This is a genomic window from Oceanobacillus aidingensis, from assembly GCF_042654105.1.
In the GTDB taxonomy this organism is placed as follows: Bacteria; Bacillota; Bacilli; order Bacillales; family Amphibacillaceae; genus Oceanobacillus; species Oceanobacillus oncorhynchi.
In genome coordinates, this window is sequence record NZ_JBHSFT010000050.1 from 99948 (window position 1) to 118951 (window position 19004).

The following is a 19004-nucleotide window of genomic DNA, read 5'->3' on the forward strand; positions in this document are numbered from 1 at the left end:
GGGTGAACGCATGAGCAAAATACGTGTATATGAATATGCAAAGAAAAATAAGGTAGCGAGTAAAGAAGTCATTCAATTTTTAAAAGAAAAGAATGTGGAGGTTTCCAACCATATGTCTACGATTTCTGACAATGAAATCAAACAATTGGATGAAAAATTTAACCCGCAGCCAAAACAAGATAAAAAGAAAAACGATCAAGTAAATACGAATAAACAGCAAAAGAATAAAAATACTGGAAATAAACCAAATACAAATCGGAATCCTAAAAAAGATAATCCAAAAAATAAAAAACAAAAAACCTCTAACAAAGGTAAACAACATCAACCACAAAAGGAGCAGTCGTTAGTGAAAGAGACTCCAAGTAAAATTACGTACCACGGTATATTGACCGTACAAGATTTAGCAGAAAAACTTCATAAAGAACCTGCAGAAATCATCAAGAAATTAATGTTTATGGGTATCATGGCTACAAAAAACCAAGACCTTGAAGATGACGCTGTAGAGCTGATTTGTGATGAATATAATGTAGAAGTTGAAAAAGAAATTATTTTAGAAGATACAGACCTTGATAAATATATTGAAGAAGATGATAGTGAAAAATTGCAGGAGCGTCCTGCTGTTGTTACCATTATGGGACATGTTGACCATGGGAAAACAACGTTATTAGATGCTATACGCCATACGAAGGTTACTGCTGGTGAAGCTGGTGGAATTACACAGCATATTGGCGCTTACCAAGTTGAAAATGAGGGCAAGAAAGTTACATTTTTAGATACACCGGGTCACGCAGCGTTTACAAGTATGCGTTCGCGCGGTGCACAAGTAACAGATATTGCTATTTTAGTTGTCGCAGCAGATGATGGCGTGATGCCGCAGACAGTGGAAGCAATCAACCATGCGAAAGCTGCTGGAGTACCAATTATTGTTGCTGTTAATAAAATGGATAAAGAAGGCGCTAATCCGGACCGCGTGATGCAGGAATTAACAGAGCATGAACTGATTCCTGAAGATTGGGGCGGAAGCACCATCTTTGTTAATCTTGCTGCACTTAAAGGGGAAGGTATTGACGATCTGCTGGAAATGATCTTATTAGTTGCAGAGGTAGAAGAATTAAAAGCAAACCCGGATGCGAAAGCTTTCGGTACAGTAATCGATGCGCAGTTAGATAAAGGCAGAGGTTCTGTAGCAACACTGCTTGTGCAAAACGGTACTCTGCATGTAGGAGATCCGCTTGTTGTCGGCAGTACGTATGGTAAAGTTCGTGCTATGGTAAATGATTTGGGACAACGTGTGAACCAAGTAGGACCGTCAGCTCCAGTTGAAATTACAGGGTTACAGGATGTTCCGCAGGCAGGAGACCAGTTCCTTGCATTCTCTGATGAGAAAAAAGCGCGTCAAATTGGGATTGCACGTCAACAGAAGCGGATCGATGAAAACCGCGGCGGTCAATCAACTGTCAGCCTGGATGATTTATTTGAACAAATCAAGCAGGGTGAAATGAAAGAATTAAATATCATTGTGAAAGCGGACGTACAAGGTTCTGTGGAAGCATTAGCCGCTTCTTTACGCAAGATAGAAGTAGAAGGCGTCAATGTTAAAATCATTCATACAGGCGTAGGAGCGATTACAGAATCCGATATTATCTTAGCTTCTGCATCCAATGCAATCGTTATTGGTTTCAATGTCCGCCCTGATGTCAATGCAAAAAGAGCTGCAGAATCCGAAAAAATCGATTTACGTCTGCATCGTGTTATTTACAGTGCAATTGAAGAAATTGAAGCAGCAATGAAAGGTCTGCTTGATCCAGAATATGAAGAAAAAGTTATTGGTCAGGCGGAAGTACGTGAAACATTCAAGGTATCACGTATCGGTACCATTGCAGGAAGCTATGTAACAGACGGAAAAATTACCAGAGATTCGAGCGTTCGTCTTATTCGTGACGGTGTGGTTCTTTATGAAGGTGAATTACAAGCATTGAAACGGTTTAAAGATGACGTAAAAGAGGTACAACAGAATTATGAATGTGGAATTACATTGGCTAACTTTAATGATATTAAAGAAGGCGATATTATCGAAGCCTATGTAATGGAAGAAATGGAACGAAAATGATTCTCTATGCAGAAGTAGAGTGTATGTTGTATGAAGGGAATTCCTTAAAAGCAAAGCGCTCCGTGTTGAAGCGGGTTATGAATAAACTGCGCCAATCGTTTAATGTTTCTGTAACTGAGCTTGAATTTCACGATTTATGGCAACGAACCAAACTTGGGATAGTTATTATTTCGACGGATTATGTGCATGCTGAAAAAGTAATACAACAAGCTTTACACACAATAGATTCTTTTTCTGAATTAGAAAGAACTATAACGAATATCGAACGATTATAACGAAAATGCATAGAGCTATGTGAGGTGAGATAAATGGCTGAATTAAGAGCTCATCGAGTTGCAGAACAGATGAAAAAAGAACTGGGTGATATTTTATCCAGAAAAATCAAAGACCCCCGCGTTGGTTTTGTGACGGTTACCGATGTAGAAGTAACCGGTGATTTGCAGCAGGCGAAGATTTTTATTTCTGTATTAGGTGATGAGAAGAAAAAGCAGGAAACATTATTGGGGCTTGCAAAAGCAAAAGGGTTTATCCGTTCAGAAATTGGCAAGCGAATTCGTTTGCGCAAAACCCCTGAACTTACCTTTGAATTTGACGAAGCAATCGAGCAAGGTAACCGAATTGACTCTATCTTAAGAGATCTTAATAAGTAATGCTAAAAAACTGATCCCTCTGCTCCTTGGCAAGGATCAGTTTTTTTACAAGAATAAGAAAGTATATAAAAAATGCTGAATATAGCCGCTCCAACGGGTTTCATGGGGTGAGTAATCGCAACCCCAGAAATACACTCCGCTTTCCGTGGGCTTGAGCTCAGCCTCCTCGAAAAAAGAAGTTCGCTTTTTTCCTGCGGGGTCTTCACCCTGGGACAGCGATTACTCGCCCCATCGAAGATCACTGCGCATTCCCACAGGAGTCTCCGTGTATTTCTTCTGGGACTGGGACAGCGATTACTCGTCCCACTGAAAACCATTGCGATTACCCGTCCCATCAAAACCGTCGCTAGAATTTGCGTTATTTCCTTGAAAAAAAAGCAAATAAAACATAATTCCACTTAGATGGGAGCGGATGTTGTCTACTCCTGCGGGAAAAGCAACAGGTAGACCTGAGCAGGAAGCGGTTTTCTTACCGTGCGGCTGAACGTTGCCCGCGGAAAGCGACTTCCCGGAGCGGACATCTCTTTGGCAAGAACACCGATGTTTTAAAGACCAAGCGGTATTCTTGGTTTTTCTTATTTATTTCAAAAGGAAAAAGAGGTGTAATGACGATGAATGGTATCTTACCGCTGTGGAAGCCAAAAGGAATGACTTCTTTTGATTGTGTAGCTAAATGCCGCCGCTACTTCCATACGAAAAAGGTTGGTCATACAGGGACATTGGATCCGGAAGTGGAAGGCGTGCTGCCTATTTGTATTGGCAATGCGACCAAGATTGTTCCCTTTCTCACAGATACAAAAAAAGTTTATGTTGGGACAGTTGCATTAGGATCCACTACAGAAACAGAGGACGCCACAGGGAATATTGTAGAAGAAAAAGAAGTTACGCACATGCCGGGAAAAATAGAGATTGAAGCAGTGTTAGAAAAGTTTCAAGGAACGATTACACAAATACCGCCCATGTATTCTGCTGTAAAGGTCAATGGAAAAAAGCTGTATGAATATGCCAGAGCAAATGAAAAAGTAGAAAGACCAAGCAGGGAAGTCTTTATTCATGATATACAGCTTGGGTCTATAGATGAGGAAAAAAACGCTTTTGACATCTATGTAGAATGCTCCAAGGGGACCTATATCAGAACATTATGTGTGGATATCGGGAAGGAATTAGGATATCCGGCACATATGCTGCAGTTAGAAAGAATCCAAACCGGTAGTTTTTCCAAGAAAAATACGGTCACTTTTGCTATGATAGAAGAGGCGGCTGCCAGAGGTGAACAAGAGCAGTTATTAAGCCCGATTTCAGAGGGGGTAAGTCATCTAGTACATCAGGAAGTAGATGATGCATTAATGTTTCGGATTAAAAATGGTCAAAAATTAGCTGTTACCGATGCTCCTCTGACAAATAATCCGTTTGTGTTTACAAACAACGAAGAAGTACTAGCCATTTACGAAAAGCATCCGGAAAAACCGGATCAAATTAAACCATTAAGGGTATTTTAACGAGAGAAAGTGCAGGTGTAGCAGGATGAAAACAATGGAATTATCCTATCCGCATATGTTACATAAGGAGGATTTACCAGAAACAGTAAGTGCTATCGGTTTCTTTGACGGTATTCATAAAGGACATCAAAAGGTCATTCAGAAGGCCGTGGATAAAGCAAAAGAAAATAATATGGAGAGTGCAGTTATTACTTTTTTTCCGCATCCATCGGTTGTGCTGAGAAAAGATGTCCATCAGGTGAAGTACATAACCGTATCTTCTGAAAAACAGGCCATACTGGAAAAGCTTCAAGTAGACCGTCTGTATATCATCCGGTTTAATCAAGAATTATCGAAGCTCAGTCCGCAGGCTTTTATTGACCACTTTATTATTGGCTTACATATCAAACACCTTGTAGCAGGCTTTGATTACTCATTCGGCCATAAAGGGCAGGGCAAGATGGCAGATATGCAGGCCTATGCTAGAGATTTATTTACATGGGAAACCATCGGTAAAATCACATTAGATGAAGAGAAGGTCAGCTCTACCCGAATAAGAGCGGAATTAGCATCAGGAAATATGGAGCAGGCAGCACAATTATTAGGAAGATCCTTTGAAACAACCGGATTGGTCGTAAAAGGAGCACAGCGCGGGCGTGAGCTTGGTTATCCAACTGCTAATTTGTCTATATCCAAAGATGCCTTGCTGCCCAAGCAGGGGGTATATGCAACGCTCGTCCGTCATCAGGATAAAATATATGGCGGAATGGCGAATATCGGAACGAATCCGACATTTACAGAAACGATGGAGAATATGTCTGTCGAAGTATACCTGTTTGACTTTGACGGTGATTTATACGGGGAAGAATTAACGATAGAATGGTTATCTTATACAAGAGAAGAAATAAAATTTGACTCAAAGGAAGCGTTGATTGAAAGAATGCAGCAGGATGAGGAAGAAATTAGGGCTTATTTAGCAAATAGAAAAACTAATACTTGATTTTTCTCTTCAAAAACGCTATTCTTATATTTGTACAACCATCGCTTGGCATCACGTAACTCCGACGTATGCTAGGGGATTGGGGATAACAAATTTTATTTTGGAGGTGCCATCATGGCAATTACACAAGAACGCAAGAACGAAATTATTAATGAGTACAAGGTTCACGATACAGATACTGGATCTCCAGAGGTTCAAATCGCTGTTTTAACTGCAGAAATCACTGCATTAAACGAACATTTACGTACACACAAAAAAGACCATCATTCACGCCGCGGTCTTTTGAAAATGGTAGGTAAACGCCGTAACTTGCTAACTTACCTACGTAATAAAGACGTTACTCGTTACCGTGAATTAATCAAAAAACTTGGTTTACGTCGTTAATAAACGCAAAAAGCAGGAGAAATCCTGCTTTTTCTTTTATGTAAAAAATCCTATAAGAGGATATTCAAAAAGTCCAATAAAAATGACACATCGAATTTCTGCGTTGACGAGCTTTTTCCGATACTTACGTATTTAAAGACATAGAGGAACTTCTGTTAAGAGCGCCCACGTCCTGTGGGCAACACAGAAGTCACCACATCCTGTGAAAGTCCGTTTGTAAAAAGCTCGTCGTCTTGAACTTCTTGGTCCTATTTATCGGACTTTTTGAACACACACTATAAAACGATAGGATTGTTCAATCAGGATGTATTTTGAACACCATATAAAAGGTAGTGATTGATTCCTGACAGGCTATCGTTTATTCTATAAAAAGGGATTCTTTTGTGAATAATAGAAAATAGAAGAAAAATGTAATATATGACGAGCTACATATATATTTAAATTACTGTAGCCTTGAAAGGAGCAACAAAACCAATGGCAGATGAAAAAAAGCTATTCTCTACGGAGATTTCAGGAAAGAAATTTACGGTTGAAGTAGGGGAGCTGGCTAAACAAGCAAACGGTGCCTGCATGATTCATTATGGAGACACGTCGGTATTATCTGTAGCAACAGCTTCCAAAGAACCAAAAGATTTACCATTCTTTCCGTTAACCGTGAATTATGAAGAAAGATTATATGCGGTAGGCAAGATACCAGGAGGATTTATTAAACGTGAAGGACGTCCGAGCGAAAAAGCAATCCTGTCTTCCAGACTGATTGACCGTCCAATCCGCCCGTTATTCCCTGACGGATTTCGTAATGAGGTGCAAGTAATCAGCACGGTAATGAGTGTCGATCAGGACTGTTCTTCCGAAATTGCTGCAATGATTGGGTCATCTATTGCGTTAAGCATTTCAGATATTCCTTTTGAACAGCCGATTGCAGGTGTCCATGTCGGACGTGTCGATGGAGAACTGATTATTAACCCTACGATAGAACAAGAAGCAAAAAGTGATATCGAATTGACTGTTGCAGGAACAAAGGATGCCATTAATATGGTTGAAGCTGGTGCCGACGAAGTGCCGGAAGATGTCATGCTGGAAGCAATCATGTTTGGTCATGAAGAAATCAAACGCCTCGTTGCATTCCAGGAGGAAATTGTACAAGCATTCGGTAAAGAAAAATTCGAAGTAGAAATCGCAGAAACTGACGAAGAACTTGTACAAAAAGTGGAAGCAGAAGCAAAAGCAAAACTGCTTGAAGCAATTCAAGTTGTTGAAAAACATGCCCGCGAAGATGCAATTGCTGCAGTGAAGCAGGAAATTGTTGAAAAGTATGAAGCAGAAGAAGCGGAAGAAGAAACGATTAAGCAAGTAAAATCTGTATTAAACAGTCTTGTGAAAGAAGAAGTACGCCGCTTAATTACTAAAGAAAAAGTACGCCCTGACGGCCGAAAAGTAGATGAAATCCGTTCATTATCTTCTCGTATCCATGTCCTTCCGCGTACACATGGTTCTGGTTTATTTACACGTGGACAGACACAGGCCTTAAGCATATGTACATTGGGAGCATTAGGTGATGTACAGATTTTAGATGGACTGGATTTAGAAGAAACAAAACGGTTTATGCATCATTATAATTTCCCGCAATACAGTGTTGGCGAAACTGGACCAATCCGTGGACCTGGACGCCGTGAAATTGGGCATGGTGCACTGGGAGAACGTGCGCTGGAAAAAGTAGTTCCAAATGAAAAAGATTTTCCTTATACAATCCGTCTTGTATCTGAAGTACTTGAGTCTAACGGTTCTACTTCTCAGGCAAGTATCTGTGCAAGTACATTAGCAATGATGGATGCAGGCGTTCCGATTAAAGCGCCAGTAGCTGGTATTGCTATGGGACTGGTGAAATCAGGAGAGGACTATACGATTCTTTCTGATATCCAGGGGATGGAAGATGCGCTTGGAGATATGGACTTTAAAGTAGCCGGTACAGAAAAAGGTGTTACTGCGCTGCAAATGGATATTAAAATCGACGGTTTATCCAGAGCGATTTTAGAGGAAGCATTGACACAGGCGAAGAAAGGCCGTATGCATATCCTGGATTCCATGCTTCAAACCATTCAGGAGCCAAAAGATGAGCTATCTGAATACGCACCAAAAATCTTGACCATGTCGATTAACCCAGATAAAATTCGAGACGTCATTGGGCCGAGCGGAAAACAAATCAACCAAATCATTGATGAAACCGGCGTAAAAATCGATATTGAACAAGATGGTAATGTCTTTATCTCATCTACAGACAGCGAGATGAACCAAAAAGCGAAGAAAATTATTGAAGATCTTGTCCGCGAAGTCGAAGTCGGTCAGCTGTACCTTGGTACCGTGAAACGTATTGAAAAATTTGGTGCTTTTGTTGAGCTCTTCAAAGGAAAAGATGGACTTGTCCATATTTCCGAGCTGGCGGAAGAACGTACAAATAAAGTGGAAGATGCTGTTTCTATCGGCGATCAAATCATGGTAAAAGTAAAAGAAATTGACCGTCAAGGAAGAGTTAACCTTTCCAGAAAAGCAGTACTGCAAGATGAAAAGAAAGAAAATGCTAAATCATAGTAAGAAAAATAATTAATTAAAGAAGAAAATATATTTCTGTGATAAAAAAGAAGCTGGTGTTAAATTCAGTTTCTTTTTTTATGGAGACAGAATAAAAAATGCATCGCTTAAAATACATTCATACTTGTCCCTCTAAAAGCATAAAAATACGAAGAGGGAGGGATTAAAGATGAAGCGGTATTTTAAGTATGTCCATGTTCTTGTTTTTCTGATTCTAATTTTCACGGTATTTGATATACGATATAATCCTTTTCAAACAGAGACGGTCATGATAGAACCATCAGAAATAGAAGTGAGTGCAACAAATGATGCCCTTTATATGGAGATTGAAGAAAAGAAAGGGGCTTACCAGGAAGAACCAGAAAATGCTTATATTGATGAGGTTTGGAAGAAGACACCAGGAAGAAATGGATTAGAGGTGAATGTGGAAGAATCGTATCAGAAAATGAAAGAAGCAGATAAATGGGATGAAAGCTTACTTGTTTTTAATGAAACCTCTCCTGATATCTTACTGGAGAACCTGGAACCAGCTCCAATTTATCGAGGTCATCCCAAAAAAGAAATGGTCTCTTTCTTAATCAATGTTTCCTGGGGGGAAGCATATATCCCGGAAATGCTGCAAATTTTAAAAGACCATCAAGTGAAAGCCACTTTTTTTATTGAAGGGAAATGGGCGCAAAATAATTCTGACCTTGTTAAAATGATTGAAGAGGAAGGACATTTAATTGGTAATCATGCCTATAATCATCCGGATATGGCTGCACTTGATAAAAGCAATGCCTATACGCAGATAGAGGAAACAAATCAAATTTTAAAAACCATCACAGGAGAACAGCCTAAATGGTTCGCGCCCCCAAGCGGAAGCTTTAAAGATGAAACAGTAGAAACTGCTGCAGAGCTGGAGATGGAAACAATTTTATGGACAGTTGATACAATTGATTGGAAGAATCCATCGGTATCTGTTATGGTTAATCGGATAGAAAAAAATGTTCACCCTGGAGCGATGATTCTTATGCATCCAACGCAGGCAACAACGAATGCGTTAGAGCAAATGATTACCATTATCAAGGAAAAAGATTATAAAATAGGAACCGTAGAATCGTTATTAAGTGAATCACGTTAAGCTGAGATATTTAGGAGGATATGTATTGGTAGAAAAATATACAAGCAGTAATGGAGTACGGATTGTGTTAGAATCAATGCCGGCGGTACGTTCCGTCACGATTGGTATTTGGGTTAAAATTGGATCTAGAAATGAAAATCTCCATAATAATGGCATTTCTCATTTTTTAGAGCATATGTTTTTTAAAGGAACGAAAACAAGAAGCGCACAGGATATTGCAGAAGCATTCGACTCTATCGGCGGGCAAATCAATGCTTTTACATCGAAGGAATATACATGTTTTTATGCAAAGGTTTTAGATACACATAAAGAATTTGCTTTGGAAGTATTAGCAGATATGTTTTTTGAATCTACATTTGATGAAGAAGAAATGGAAAGAGAAAAAAAGGTTGTCTACGAAGAAATAAAAATGTGCGAGGATACACCGGATGATATCGTTCATGATTTGCTGGCCGAAGCCGCCTATGGTGAACACCCATTGGGATATCCAATTCTCGGAACAGAAAAACAGCTGGCATCTTTTGATCAAAAGCAATTACAGGAGTATGTAGAAGCTAATTATACACCTGATAATGTAGTTGTTTCGGTTGCCGGCAATGTATCCCATTCATTTATCAATGAGATCGATGCTTATTTTGGTTCTTTTACAAGAAAGGCATCTGAAGAAACAATCATCAAGCCCGCCTTCTTGCAGGAAGCAATTTACCGGAGCAAGGATACAGAGCAGGCACATCTTTGCCTTGGCTATAATGGATATGAAGCGGGAGACAAGCATCTATATCCATTATCTATCATGAATAACGTGCTTGGGGGCAGCATGAGCTCACGTTTATTCCAAGAAATACGTGAGAAAAAAGGACTGGCCTATTCTGTTTTTTCTTATCATGCAGCATTTATAGATGATGGCTTGCTGACCATTTATGCCGGCACAGGAAAAGATCAGCTGGGTCAATTAGAAGAAGTGATGAATTCTACACTTCATCATTTTATAGAGCATGGGTTAACAGAAAAAGAATTACGAAACAGCAAAGAACAGATTAAAGGAAATCTGATGCTGGGATTAGAGAGCACCAACAGCAGAATGTCACGGAATGGACGGAATGAATTATTATTGCAAAGACATCGTACCTTAGATGATTTGATTTTAGAGATTGATGGGATTACCAATGAACAAGTTACGGATGTTATTAAAAATGTGTTTAAGCAAAAGCCGTCACGGGCATTGATAGCACCGGAAGATACGCGCAAGTAAAAGCATGTTTTCTTATTTTGGACATATAGTATATAAACGAAACTTCATTATTCTAAGGCTGTGACTGACTGCCTTCAGAACAGAGAAAAGGAGTTTTTCTATGGTACGCTTTCGAGATATGGGAGATAAGGAAATCATCAACGTGAACGAAGGGAAAAGGCTTGGGATGCTTGGGCAGACCGATTTAGAAATCAATCCGAAAACCGGGCAAATCGAAGCGTTTATTGTGCCAAGCTATAAATGGTTCGGCCTTGTAAAAGAGGGAGAAGAAACAAAAATCCATTGGAAGTCTATCAAAAAAATAGGGACAGATATGATCATGATTGATACAGAACTCCCTGAAGAAGGCTAAACAATGTAAAGCTTGTTTATTTTGCAGGAAAAGGTAATCAGACACACCTTTTCCTGCCGGATAAACAGGCTTTTTTTCTATGTTTTTTTCCCATCGGGACTGCGATTACTCGCCCCATCGAAAACCGTCGCAGCGGACATCTACTCGGCAAGAACCCGATGTTTTAAAGAACAAGCGGTATTCTTGGTTTTTCTTATTTTTCGAAAATAGGTTTTCACCCTTCTTGCCAGGAAGTCGGTATTTTAATGGCTAAATTGTTCACCACTGAATTAAAAATTCATAAACTATATCGAATCATGAATACGTGAAAAGTTGTCTGGAGGTTATACGTAAAATGAGTCGACGGATTGCAGTAATTGGTGGAGATGCAAGGTATTTAGAGTTAATAAAAATATTGAAAAGCAATCATGCTAATGAAGTAATTCTTTGTGGTTTTGATAAATTAGAGCAGGGATTTACAGGATTAAACGAATCAGCACTGGATGAATTGGACCAGAGCAAGCTGGATGTCGTTGTTTTACCGATAACAGGTACTGATTCAAAAGGGAACGTAGAAACTGTTTTTACAGATAAAAAAATTCATTTAGATGAAGCCTGGTTTCAAAAATTACATTCGGAATGTATGATTTTTACCGGGATGACGAATGCGTACTTAACAAGTATGGCGGAAAAAGCGGGCGTTACCTTAGTGCCGCTGCTTGATCGTGATGATGTTGCCATCTATAACTCCATTCCAACAGCGGAAGGAGCCATTATGATGGCTTTTGAGCATACCGATCAGACCGTCCACTCTTCCCGGGTGATGGTTGTAGGATTTGGAAGGGTAGGGAATACGGTAGCGAATAAATTTTCTGCGCTGGGAGCCAAGGTTTCTGTTTGTGCCAGGAGTATAAGGGATTTAGCGCGTATTACGGAAATGGGTTTACAGGCTGTGCCTTTACACGAATTAAGCAATCATACAGAGAACTGTGATATTTTAATCAATACTATTCCGAGCTTAGTAGTAACCAAAGAAGCGATTCAAAATCTGCCGACAAATGCAGTTATTATTGATCTGGCATCCAAACCCGGCGGAACAGATTTTGATTTTGCGAAAAAGCGTGGTATTCAAGCTATACTGGCGCGCAGTCTGCCGGGAATCGTAGCACCAAGAACAGCGGGGAAAATCCTTGCTAATGTGATGGAACAAATTCTGGAGGAGGAGCGTGCGTCAGAATGACATTCAAGAATAAGCGAATCGGCTTTGGCTTAACAGGATCGCATCATACCCTTCCTCATATTTTTCCAATTATCGAGGAATTGATTGAACAGGGAGCAGAAGTCATTCCATTTATAACAGAAATAGTTCAATACACCGATACGAAGCATGGAAAGGCTGCGGATAACGTGAAGAGGCTTGAAAAAGCAGCCAATCATCCTATTATTACCACTATTCCTGATGCAGAGCCCTATGGACCGGATAAACCACTTGATGTGATGGTGATTGCCCCGCTGACAGGGAATTCGATGAGCAAGCTGGCGAATGCCCATACAGATAATCCGGTTTTAATGGCTGCAAAATCAACGCTCCGAAATGAACATCCTTTATTATTAGCTTTAACAACCAATGATGCGCTTGGGTTAAATGCCAAGAATCTAGCTGTATTGCTTAATGCAAAGCACATCTATTTTGTGCCGTTCGGGCAGGATAATCCGCATCAGAAGCCCTCCTCGCTCTCAGCAAATCTGGATCAATTAATCCCTGCTGCAGAGGCAGCGTTAAAAGGAAAACAAATTCAGCCGATTATTGTACCTTATTCCACGAAAAATGTGTTAAAATGAAGTTTAGTTGACATTTAATAAGTGGAGGGAGTTATTGGAATGGCAGAGCAACAAACATATAATGTAGCCATTGTAGGTGCTACAGGGGCAGTAGGTCAGAAAATCAAACAAATACTCGAAGATAAAAAGTTTCCGGTAAACCAGCTTAAATTACTATCTTCTGCCCGTTCGGCAGGAAAAGAAGAAACTTTTAACGGGGAAACGATTATTGTTGAAGAAGCTGCGCCAGAATCATTTGAAGGAGTAGATATTGCACTATTTTCTGCGGGCGGTTCCATTTCTAAACAACTGGCACCTGAAGCTGTTAAAAGAGGGGCAGTTGTGGTAGATAATACAAGTGCTTTTCGTATGAATGAAGATGTACCGCTTGTTGTACCAGAAGTAAATCCGGAAGATATTGCAAAACATCAAGGGATTATCGCCAATCCAAACTGTTCTACCATTCAAATGGTTGCAGCTTTAAAACCGATAAAGGATGCATTTGGTATAGGGAAAATCATCGTTTCTACTTACCAGGCAGTATCTGGTGCCGGAAATGCAGCGGTAGAAGAGTTATATGAGCAGTCAAAAGAATATTTAGACGGTAACGAAGTAAAAGCAGAGATTTTGCCGGTTAAAGGAGATAAGAAGCATTTCCCGATTGCGTTTAACGCATTGCCGCAAATTGATGTTTTTGAAGATAATGGTTTTACATTTGAAGAGATGAAAATGATTAATGAAACGAAGAAAATCATGCATGATGAGGCATTAAATGTTGCGGCAACCTGTGTGCGCCTTCCATTTGCTACCTCCCATGCCGAGAGTGTTTATATTGAAGTAGATCAGGAAGGCCTGAATGTAAAAGATATTTGGAAGACACTGAAATCTGCAGATGGAATCGTCCTTCAGGATAATCCGCAGGAGCAGGAATATCCGACACCGCAATCTGCTGAAGGCAAAGAGGAAGTTTTCGTAGGGCGCGTAAGGAAAGATTTAGATAATCCAAAAGGATTCCATTTATGGGTAGTATCTGATAATTTATTAAAAGGCGCAGCATGGAATACCGTGCAAATCGCACAAACGTTAGTAAAAAGTGACGGCTTTAAAAAGTAATTAGATATCTTAGTATGTGTTTAAGAAGGCTGATAAAAGAAAAGATGATTTTCTGGAATAATATTTTCATCTCCCTTCTTGAACCTTCTTGTAAATAATGATGTAATCAATCTATTAGACATCCAGAGTGTAACTTCTTGGATAGTGTTGAGGTGTTAATATTGCAAGTATTAGTACAAAAATTCGGAGGAACTTCCGTACAATCAGAAACGAACCGGGAACATGTTATCCGTCATATTAAAGATGCACTTGTTCAAGAATATAAGTTAGTCGTTGTTGTTTCTGCATTGGGAAGAAAACCGGATCCTTATGCAACAGACAGTTTATTAGGCTTAATTGATTTTCCGGCGAATAAAAACTCAAATCGGGAGCTTGATTTGCTGATGTCATGCGGTGAAATTATTTCATCCGTTGTGCTTTCTAATGAGCTGAAAAAAAACCATGTTTCTGCAACAGCTTTGACTGGTGCACAGGCTGGTTTTGTAACGAGTGAAGATTTTAATCGTGCAAAGATAAAAGAAGTCAATCCGGCCCGTATTTTACAGGAATTAGAAACGCATGATGTCGTTGTGGTTGCTGGTTTTCAGGGCCAGAGCGAGTCCGGAGAAATAACAACGATTGGCCGGGGCGGCAGTGATACTTCTGCAGCTGCCTTAGGTGTTGCGTTGGACGCAGAGCGTATTGAGATTTTTACAGATGTGGAAGGAATCATGACCGCAGATCCGCGTGTCGTAAAAAGTGCGCGTCCGCTTGATGTAGTAACCTATACAGAGATTTGTAATCTTGCTTATCAAGGGGCAAAGGTCATTCACCCTCGTGCTGTAGAAATAGCCATGCAGGGGAAAATTCCGATGCGTATCCGCTCCACCTACTCGGAACGGCTGGGAACACTTGTCACATCTTCCCGGATTGAAGAAGCTGGCGCAGATATTTCCGAACGAATGATAACGGGTATTGCGCATATTGCAAATGTGACACAGATTAAGGTGCAGACGAAAGAATCAGCGTACCGGGTACAGTCGGAAGTATTTAAGGCAATGGCTGAAGCAGGTATCTCTGTGGATTTCATTAATATTTCGCCGACAGGTGTTGCTTATACTGTGCCGGCTGAGCTTACGGCAAAAGCAATTGAAATTTTAGAGGTGCTGGGTTTCCAGCCGGAAATTACCGAGAGCTGTGCAAAAGTATCAGCTGTAGGAGCCGGCATGACAGGAGTACCCGGCGTTGCATCTAAAATCGTGCAGGCATTAACCGATTCTGGAGTGCAGATATTGCAGTCAGCAGACAGTCATACAACTATCTGGGTCTTGGTACATGACCACGAGCTAGTTACAGCAGTTAATGCATTACATGATGTGTTTGGTTTAAGCACAGAGGAAGTATCGCTTTAGAATCATGTAAAAAAACATGAAGCAGGATTTTGGCTGCTTCATGTTTTTTTATGGACTCTAAAATATAAGTTTGGACCGGAAATTTCACTTTATTTCTGCATCTCTTCTTCCGTATGATTTTTAACCGATTGTTTATACTAATCGTATATAAATAGCTGGAAGGAGTTTTTGTATGCGAATGGATACGGATGATAACAACGAAAATCAAGGAGAAGAGGAAAATCAGCCGAATGCATCCTCTCTTGTCGAAAAAATTCAGCAGCTGGGACAGGCGAATGTTCCGCAGGCGCCCGATTCAAATATCCATGTTTTATCCATTATCGGACAGGTAGAGGGACATCTTCAGCTGCCGCCGCAAAATAAAACAACAAAATATGAACACTTGCTGCCGCAGCTGATCGCCGTAGAGCAAAATCCTAAAATCGAAGGATTAATTATTCTTTTAAATACAGTCGGCGGGGATGTAGAGGCTGGACTGGCTCTGGCAGAAATGATTGCGTCGATGTCGAAGCCGACTACTTCGATTGTATTAGGAGGCGGTCACTCCATTGGTGCGCCAATTGCCGTTGCTACCGATTATTCCTTTATTGTGCCGACAGCAACCATGACAATCCATCCGGTCCGGTTAACAGGAATGGTTATCGGTGTTCCGCAAACCTTTGAATATCTGGACAAGATGCAGGAGCGGGTCATTCAGTTTATTGTGGAGCATTCCAATATCGACTCGGAAAAGCTGAAAGAGCTGATGTTTGCAAAAGGCAACCTGACTCGTGATATCGGTACAAATGTAGTTGGCAAGGAAGCAGTGGATTATGGATTAATTGATGAAGTTGGCGGGGTTAAGGAAGCAATACAAAAGTTAAACCATATGATTCAAGGGGTACATCCCGAAAAAGAAGAAGGAGATGCTTCATGATCCTCTATACACCATTATCTTATCAGGATATTTTTCCGGAATCGCAAGGAACTGGAAATGAAATACAAGCAGTAGAGTGGCAGGGAAGAACGGTTTTTGTATCAAAAAATAACGATGGCCATTACCAAATTAATCAGCTAATTTCGAGTAATCCGAATGATTATCTGAATCCGGATTTTTTACCAGGAAGAATTATCAGCTGATGGTAATCTATGCTATAATATAGAAATGGTAAAGAGATAAAATGAAGAAACAATACTGGGTGATATTATAACTGGAACAGCAGCCTCTTTAAAGAGCAGACCTGGAAAAGAAGCATGAATACTTTATTTTCCTGATAAAGTCTCTCTGTCAGCATAAAGAGAACTGATTCCAGTTTCCTTGTTTGTTACCCGGGAGAAGAATATTTTTCTTATTTTAAATCTAGCATTATAGTAATCTTTATTTGTTTTACATACGGGGGTGAGAAAATGGCTGCCAAAAAGAGAAAGAAAAGAAAAAAACGGACAACGAAACAGACGAAAGGCCTGCAAATGGAATTGACCGGGTTATTATTGATTTTTATTGCTATATTCGGAAGCGGGGCAGCTATGTTAAGCGGCGGTGCCATCCCTGATTGGCTAGGAAATATCTTTCAGTTTTTTATGGGGATATGGCATTTCCTTATTCCTGTTGCATTATTTTTGATTGGTTTTTATCTTATCTTCAAAAGAAAGGCGCCAGATTTTTTAACAAGAAGGCTGATAGGTTTTTATATTTTGCTGGCCGGTGTTTTATTGCTGACCCATGTACAAGTCATGGAAAGGCTGCTCGCTAATACAGCAGATGTATCTATACTTCGGCTGACCTGGCAGCTTTACTTTCAATATTTAGATGGGACAGGCACCTTGGTGCAGACTGGCGGGGGGATGATTGGCGCGCTGTTATTTACCGTCTCCTTCTTTTTATTTTCAATTGCAGGGTCCCGGATAGTTGTATTTTTCTGCTTATTGATCGGGATTATTTTTATGACAAATCTATCTATCGGCGATTTTGTTAAAAAGGTAGCAGCAGGGTTTAAAGCCACTTTTGCTTATTTTGGGGAACGTATCCAAAGATCCAGAGCAAATCGGGCGGAGCGGAGAGAAGAAGAACAGAAGCAGAAAGAGATTGCCGACACGGTCGTGCCAAATCAGGAAGAGGCTGGCAATGCGGTTCCGGAAGAACAAGAGTACAGTGCTGAAGAGCTTCTGATTAATAATTTTACCGACGTTGCCTATCAAGACCAGCCGGAACCTGAGAAGAACAAAGGGAAAACAGCCCCTTCCAAGGAAAAAACAGCCAATATCGATACAGAAGAAGAAACGCATGAAACCATGCCAATGACAGCAACAGAAAATCATGATTATCAATTGCCTTCTATGGAATTATTAGCTAGCCCGGCTCATAATTCACAGCAGCAGGAGAAATCGCATATTCAGGCAACCGTCCGCAAGCTGGATCGTACGTTTCAAAGCTTCGGCGTCAAAGCGAAAATAGCCAAAGTGCATGTCGGTCCGGCGGTAACGAAATATGAAGTATATCCAGAGTCTGGTGTGAAGGTGAGTAAAATCGTCGGTCTTCATGATGATATTGCGCTGGCTCTTGCTGCGAAGGATATTCGAATCGAAGCACCAATACCTGGCAAATCAGCAGTCGGAATTGAAGTGCCTAACAAGGAAATATCGATGGTTTCGCTCCGGGAGGTTTTAGATAAACAATCGTCTAAAGCAAATAAATTGGCATTTGCTTTAGGCCGGGATATTTCTGGAGAAGCGATAGCCGGCGAATTGAATAAAATGCCCCACCTGCTGATTGCCGGGGCGACAGGAAGCGGGAAAAGTGTCTGTGTAAATGGCATCATTACGAGTATTTTAATGCGTGCCAAACCGCATGAAGTGAAAATGATGATGATTGACCCGAAAAAAGTAGAGTTGAATGTGTATAACGGCATTCCGCATTTATTAACACCTGTTGTGACAGATCCGAAAAAAGCATCCAGAGCGCTGAAAAAAATTGTTGCGGAGATGGAGCGGAGGTACGATCTGTTCTCCGATAGCGGTACACGAAATATGGAAGGCTATAATGCATATATCCGCAAACAAAATGCAAATGCAGGCGAGGAGGAACAGCAGCCTTACCTGCCGTATATTGTGGTTCTTGTGGACGAGCTGGCCGATTTAATGATGGTGGCTTCGAGTGATGTAGAAGATGCAATTACCCGGCTTGCACAGATGGCGCGTGCTGCAGGAATCCATCTGATCATTGCAACTCAGCGTCCATCCGTAGATGTAATAACGGGTGTAATCAAAGCCAATATTCCATCCAGAATTGCTTTTAGTGTTTCATCTACAACGGATTCACGTACTATCCTTGATTCGGGCGGAGCTGAGAAGTTACTGGGCCGGGGCGATATGCTTTATGTTCCTGCCGGAAGCTCCAAGCCTACCCGTGTACAGGGAGCATTTCTGTCAGACGAAGAGGTCGAGCGTATTGTAGACCACTGTATTGAACAGCAGCAGGCAAGCTATCAGGAAGAAATGATACCGGAAGAAACGAATGAAGTAACAGAAGAAGTGGACGATGAGCTTTATGAAGATGCTGTCCAGATGATACTTGAAATGCAAAGTGCAAGTGTCTCCATGCTTCAGCGCCGTTTCCGGATTGGATATACCAGGGCAGCCCGGCTGATTGACGCCATGGAAGCACGTGGCATTGTCGGGCCATATGAAGGAAGCAAGCCTCGTTCGGTTCTGGTATCGAATCAGGAAGAAGAGCATTCCACGACATCATAGAGAAACGCGGTTTATCTGCTAAGGATAAGCCGC

At 40.7% G+C, this 19004-nt stretch carries 17 protein-coding genes; all 17 read left to right on the plus strand.

Translation table 11 applies throughout. From position 1 onward, the window contains the following. Positions 1 to 10 precede the first annotated feature (10 nt). Complete coding sequence (gene infB, locus ACFO3P_RS21450) at positions 11 to 2110, plus strand: translation initiation factor IF-2 (protein WP_042534972.1); 2100 nt, start codon at positions 11 to 13, stop codon at positions 2108 to 2110. Beyond that, a complete protein-coding gene (locus ACFO3P_RS21455) occupies positions 2107 to 2385 on the plus strand; it encodes a DUF503 domain-containing protein (protein ID WP_042534970.1) in 279 nt (92 codons plus the stop codon). The genes infB and ACFO3P_RS21455 overlap by 4 nt, the downstream gene beginning before the upstream one ends. A gap of 33 nt (positions 2386 to 2418) precedes the next feature. Then, on the plus strand, positions 2419 to 2760 hold the full coding sequence (gene rbfA / locus ACFO3P_RS21460; RefSeq protein WP_042534967.1) for a 30S ribosome-binding factor RbfA: 342 nt from the start codon (positions 2419 to 2421) through the stop codon (positions 2758 to 2760). Positions 2761 to 3371: 611 nt separating this feature from the next. Further along, a complete protein-coding gene (gene truB / locus ACFO3P_RS21465) occupies positions 3372 to 4259 on the plus strand; it encodes a tRNA pseudouridine(55) synthase TruB (protein WP_193065528.1) in 888 nt (295 codons plus the stop codon). 25 nt (positions 4260 to 4284) lie between these two features. After that, positions 4285 to 5238 carry a bifunctional riboflavin kinase/FAD synthetase gene (locus ACFO3P_RS21470; protein WP_212928515.1) on the plus strand — a complete coding sequence of 318 codons (954 nt, stop codon included), beginning with the start codon at positions 4285 to 4287 and terminating at the stop codon, positions 5236 to 5238. Between the two features lie 114 nt (positions 5239 to 5352). Then, the gene (gene rpsO / locus ACFO3P_RS21475; RefSeq protein WP_040980194.1) at positions 5353 to 5622 is read left to right on the plus strand and encodes a 30S ribosomal protein S15; all 270 of its coding nucleotides are present in this window, start codon (positions 5353 to 5355) and stop codon (positions 5620 to 5622) included. A 474-nt stretch (positions 5623 to 6096) separates the two neighbouring features. After that, the gene (gene pnp / locus ACFO3P_RS21480; RefSeq protein WP_212928516.1) at positions 6097 to 8211 is read left to right on the plus strand and encodes a polyribonucleotide nucleotidyltransferase; all 2115 of its coding nucleotides are present in this window, start codon (positions 6097 to 6099) and stop codon (positions 8209 to 8211) included. 169 nt (positions 8212 to 8380) lie between these two features. Further along, the gene (locus ACFO3P_RS21485) at positions 8381 to 9334 is read left to right on the plus strand and encodes a polysaccharide deacetylase family protein (protein WP_212928517.1); all 954 of its coding nucleotides are present in this window, start codon (positions 8381 to 8383) and stop codon (positions 9332 to 9334) included. 25 nt (positions 9335 to 9359) lie between these two features. Next, a complete protein-coding gene (locus ACFO3P_RS21490) occupies positions 9360 to 10586 on the plus strand; it encodes a M16 family metallopeptidase (RefSeq protein WP_212928518.1) in 1227 nt (408 codons plus the stop codon). Positions 10587 to 10686: 100 nt separating this feature from the next. Next, positions 10687 to 10938 carry a YlmC/YmxH family sporulation protein gene (locus tag ACFO3P_RS21495; protein WP_042534953.1) on the plus strand — a complete coding sequence of 84 codons (252 nt, stop codon included), beginning with the start codon at positions 10687 to 10689 and terminating at the stop codon, positions 10936 to 10938. Between the two features lie 334 nt (positions 10939 to 11272). After that, positions 11273 to 12157 (plus strand): dipicolinic acid synthetase subunit A, encoded by an 885-nt coding sequence (dpaA, locus tag ACFO3P_RS21500; RefSeq protein ID WP_042534952.1) that lies wholly within the window; start codon positions 11273 to 11275, stop codon positions 12155 to 12157. Next, positions 12154 to 12759, plus strand: coding sequence for a dipicolinate synthase subunit B (dpaB, locus tag ACFO3P_RS21505; RefSeq protein ID WP_289584572.1), 606 nt, complete (start codon positions 12154 to 12156; stop codon positions 12757 to 12759). Before dpaA ends, dpaB begins: the two co-directional genes overlap by 4 nt. A gap of 39 nt (positions 12760 to 12798) precedes the next feature. Beyond that, positions 12799 to 13851: an aspartate-semialdehyde dehydrogenase gene (locus ACFO3P_RS21510; protein ID WP_042534948.1), complete on the plus strand. Its 1053-nt coding sequence runs from the start codon at positions 12799 to 12801 to the stop codon at positions 13849 to 13851. 161 nt (positions 13852 to 14012) lie between these two features. Continuing rightward, positions 14013 to 15242: an aspartate kinase gene (gene dapG, locus ACFO3P_RS21515; protein ID WP_289584573.1), complete on the plus strand. Its 1230-nt coding sequence runs from the start codon at positions 14013 to 14015 to the stop codon at positions 15240 to 15242. A gap of 178 nt (positions 15243 to 15420) precedes the next feature. Next, positions 15421 to 16158 (plus strand): ClpP family protease, encoded by a 738-nt coding sequence (locus ACFO3P_RS21520; RefSeq protein WP_139089224.1) that lies wholly within the window; start codon positions 15421 to 15423, stop codon positions 16156 to 16158. Further along, positions 16155 to 16361: a YlzJ-like family protein gene (locus ACFO3P_RS21525; protein ID WP_042534942.1), complete on the plus strand. Its 207-nt coding sequence runs from the start codon at positions 16155 to 16157 to the stop codon at positions 16359 to 16361. Before ACFO3P_RS21520 ends, ACFO3P_RS21525 begins: the two co-directional genes overlap by 4 nt. 267 nt (positions 16362 to 16628) lie before the next feature. After that, positions 16629 to 18971 (plus strand): FtsK/SpoIIIE family DNA translocase, encoded by a 2343-nt coding sequence (locus ACFO3P_RS21530; protein WP_193064662.1) that lies wholly within the window; start codon positions 16629 to 16631, stop codon positions 18969 to 18971. Positions 18972 to 19004 lie beyond the last annotated feature (33 nt).

Bases quoted from the DNA above. Each gene is read 5' to 3' on its own strand.
- dpaB (WP_289584572.1), top strand. From the start codon at position 12,154: ATGACATTCAAGAATAAGCGAATCGGCTTTGGCTTAACAGGATCGCAT.
- ACFO3P_RS21525 (WP_042534942.1), top strand. From the start codon at position 16,155: ATGATCCTCTATACACCATTATCTTATCAGGATATTTTTCCGGAATCG.
- ACFO3P_RS21530 (WP_193064662.1), top strand. From the start codon at position 16,629: ATGGCTGCCAAAAAGAGAAAGAAAAGAAAAAAACGGACAACGAAACAG.
- rpsO (WP_040980194.1), top strand. From the start codon at position 5,353: ATGGCAATTACACAAGAACGCAAGAACGAAATTATTAATGAGTACAAG.
- dpaA (WP_042534952.1), top strand. From the start codon at position 11,273: ATGAGTCGACGGATTGCAGTAATTGGTGGAGATGCAAGGTATTTAGAG.
- ACFO3P_RS21470 (WP_212928515.1), top strand. From the start codon at position 4,285: ATGAAAACAATGGAATTATCCTATCCGCATATGTTACATAAGGAGGAT.
- ACFO3P_RS21520 (WP_139089224.1), top strand. From the start codon at position 15,421: ATGGATACGGATGATAACAACGAAAATCAAGGAGAAGAGGAAAATCAG.
- truB (WP_193065528.1), top strand. From the start codon at position 3,372: ATGAATGGTATCTTACCGCTGTGGAAGCCAAAAGGAATGACTTCTTTT.
- rbfA (WP_042534967.1), top strand. From the start codon at position 2,419: ATGGCTGAATTAAGAGCTCATCGAGTTGCAGAACAGATGAAAAAAGAA.
- pnp (WP_212928516.1), top strand. From the start codon at position 6,097: ATGGCAGATGAAAAAAAGCTATTCTCTACGGAGATTTCAGGAAAGAAA.
- infB (WP_042534972.1), top strand. From the start codon at position 11: ATGAGCAAAATACGTGTATATGAATATGCAAAGAAAAATAAGGTAGCG.
- ACFO3P_RS21455 (WP_042534970.1), top strand. From the start codon at position 2,107: ATGATTCTCTATGCAGAAGTAGAGTGTATGTTGTATGAAGGGAATTCC.
- ACFO3P_RS21510 (WP_042534948.1), top strand. From the start codon at position 12,799: ATGGCAGAGCAACAAACATATAATGTAGCCATTGTAGGTGCTACAGGG.
- ACFO3P_RS21495 (WP_042534953.1), top strand. From the start codon at position 10,687: ATGGTACGCTTTCGAGATATGGGAGATAAGGAAATCATCAACGTGAAC.
- ACFO3P_RS21485 (WP_212928517.1), top strand. From the start codon at position 8,381: ATGAAGCGGTATTTTAAGTATGTCCATGTTCTTGTTTTTCTGATTCTA.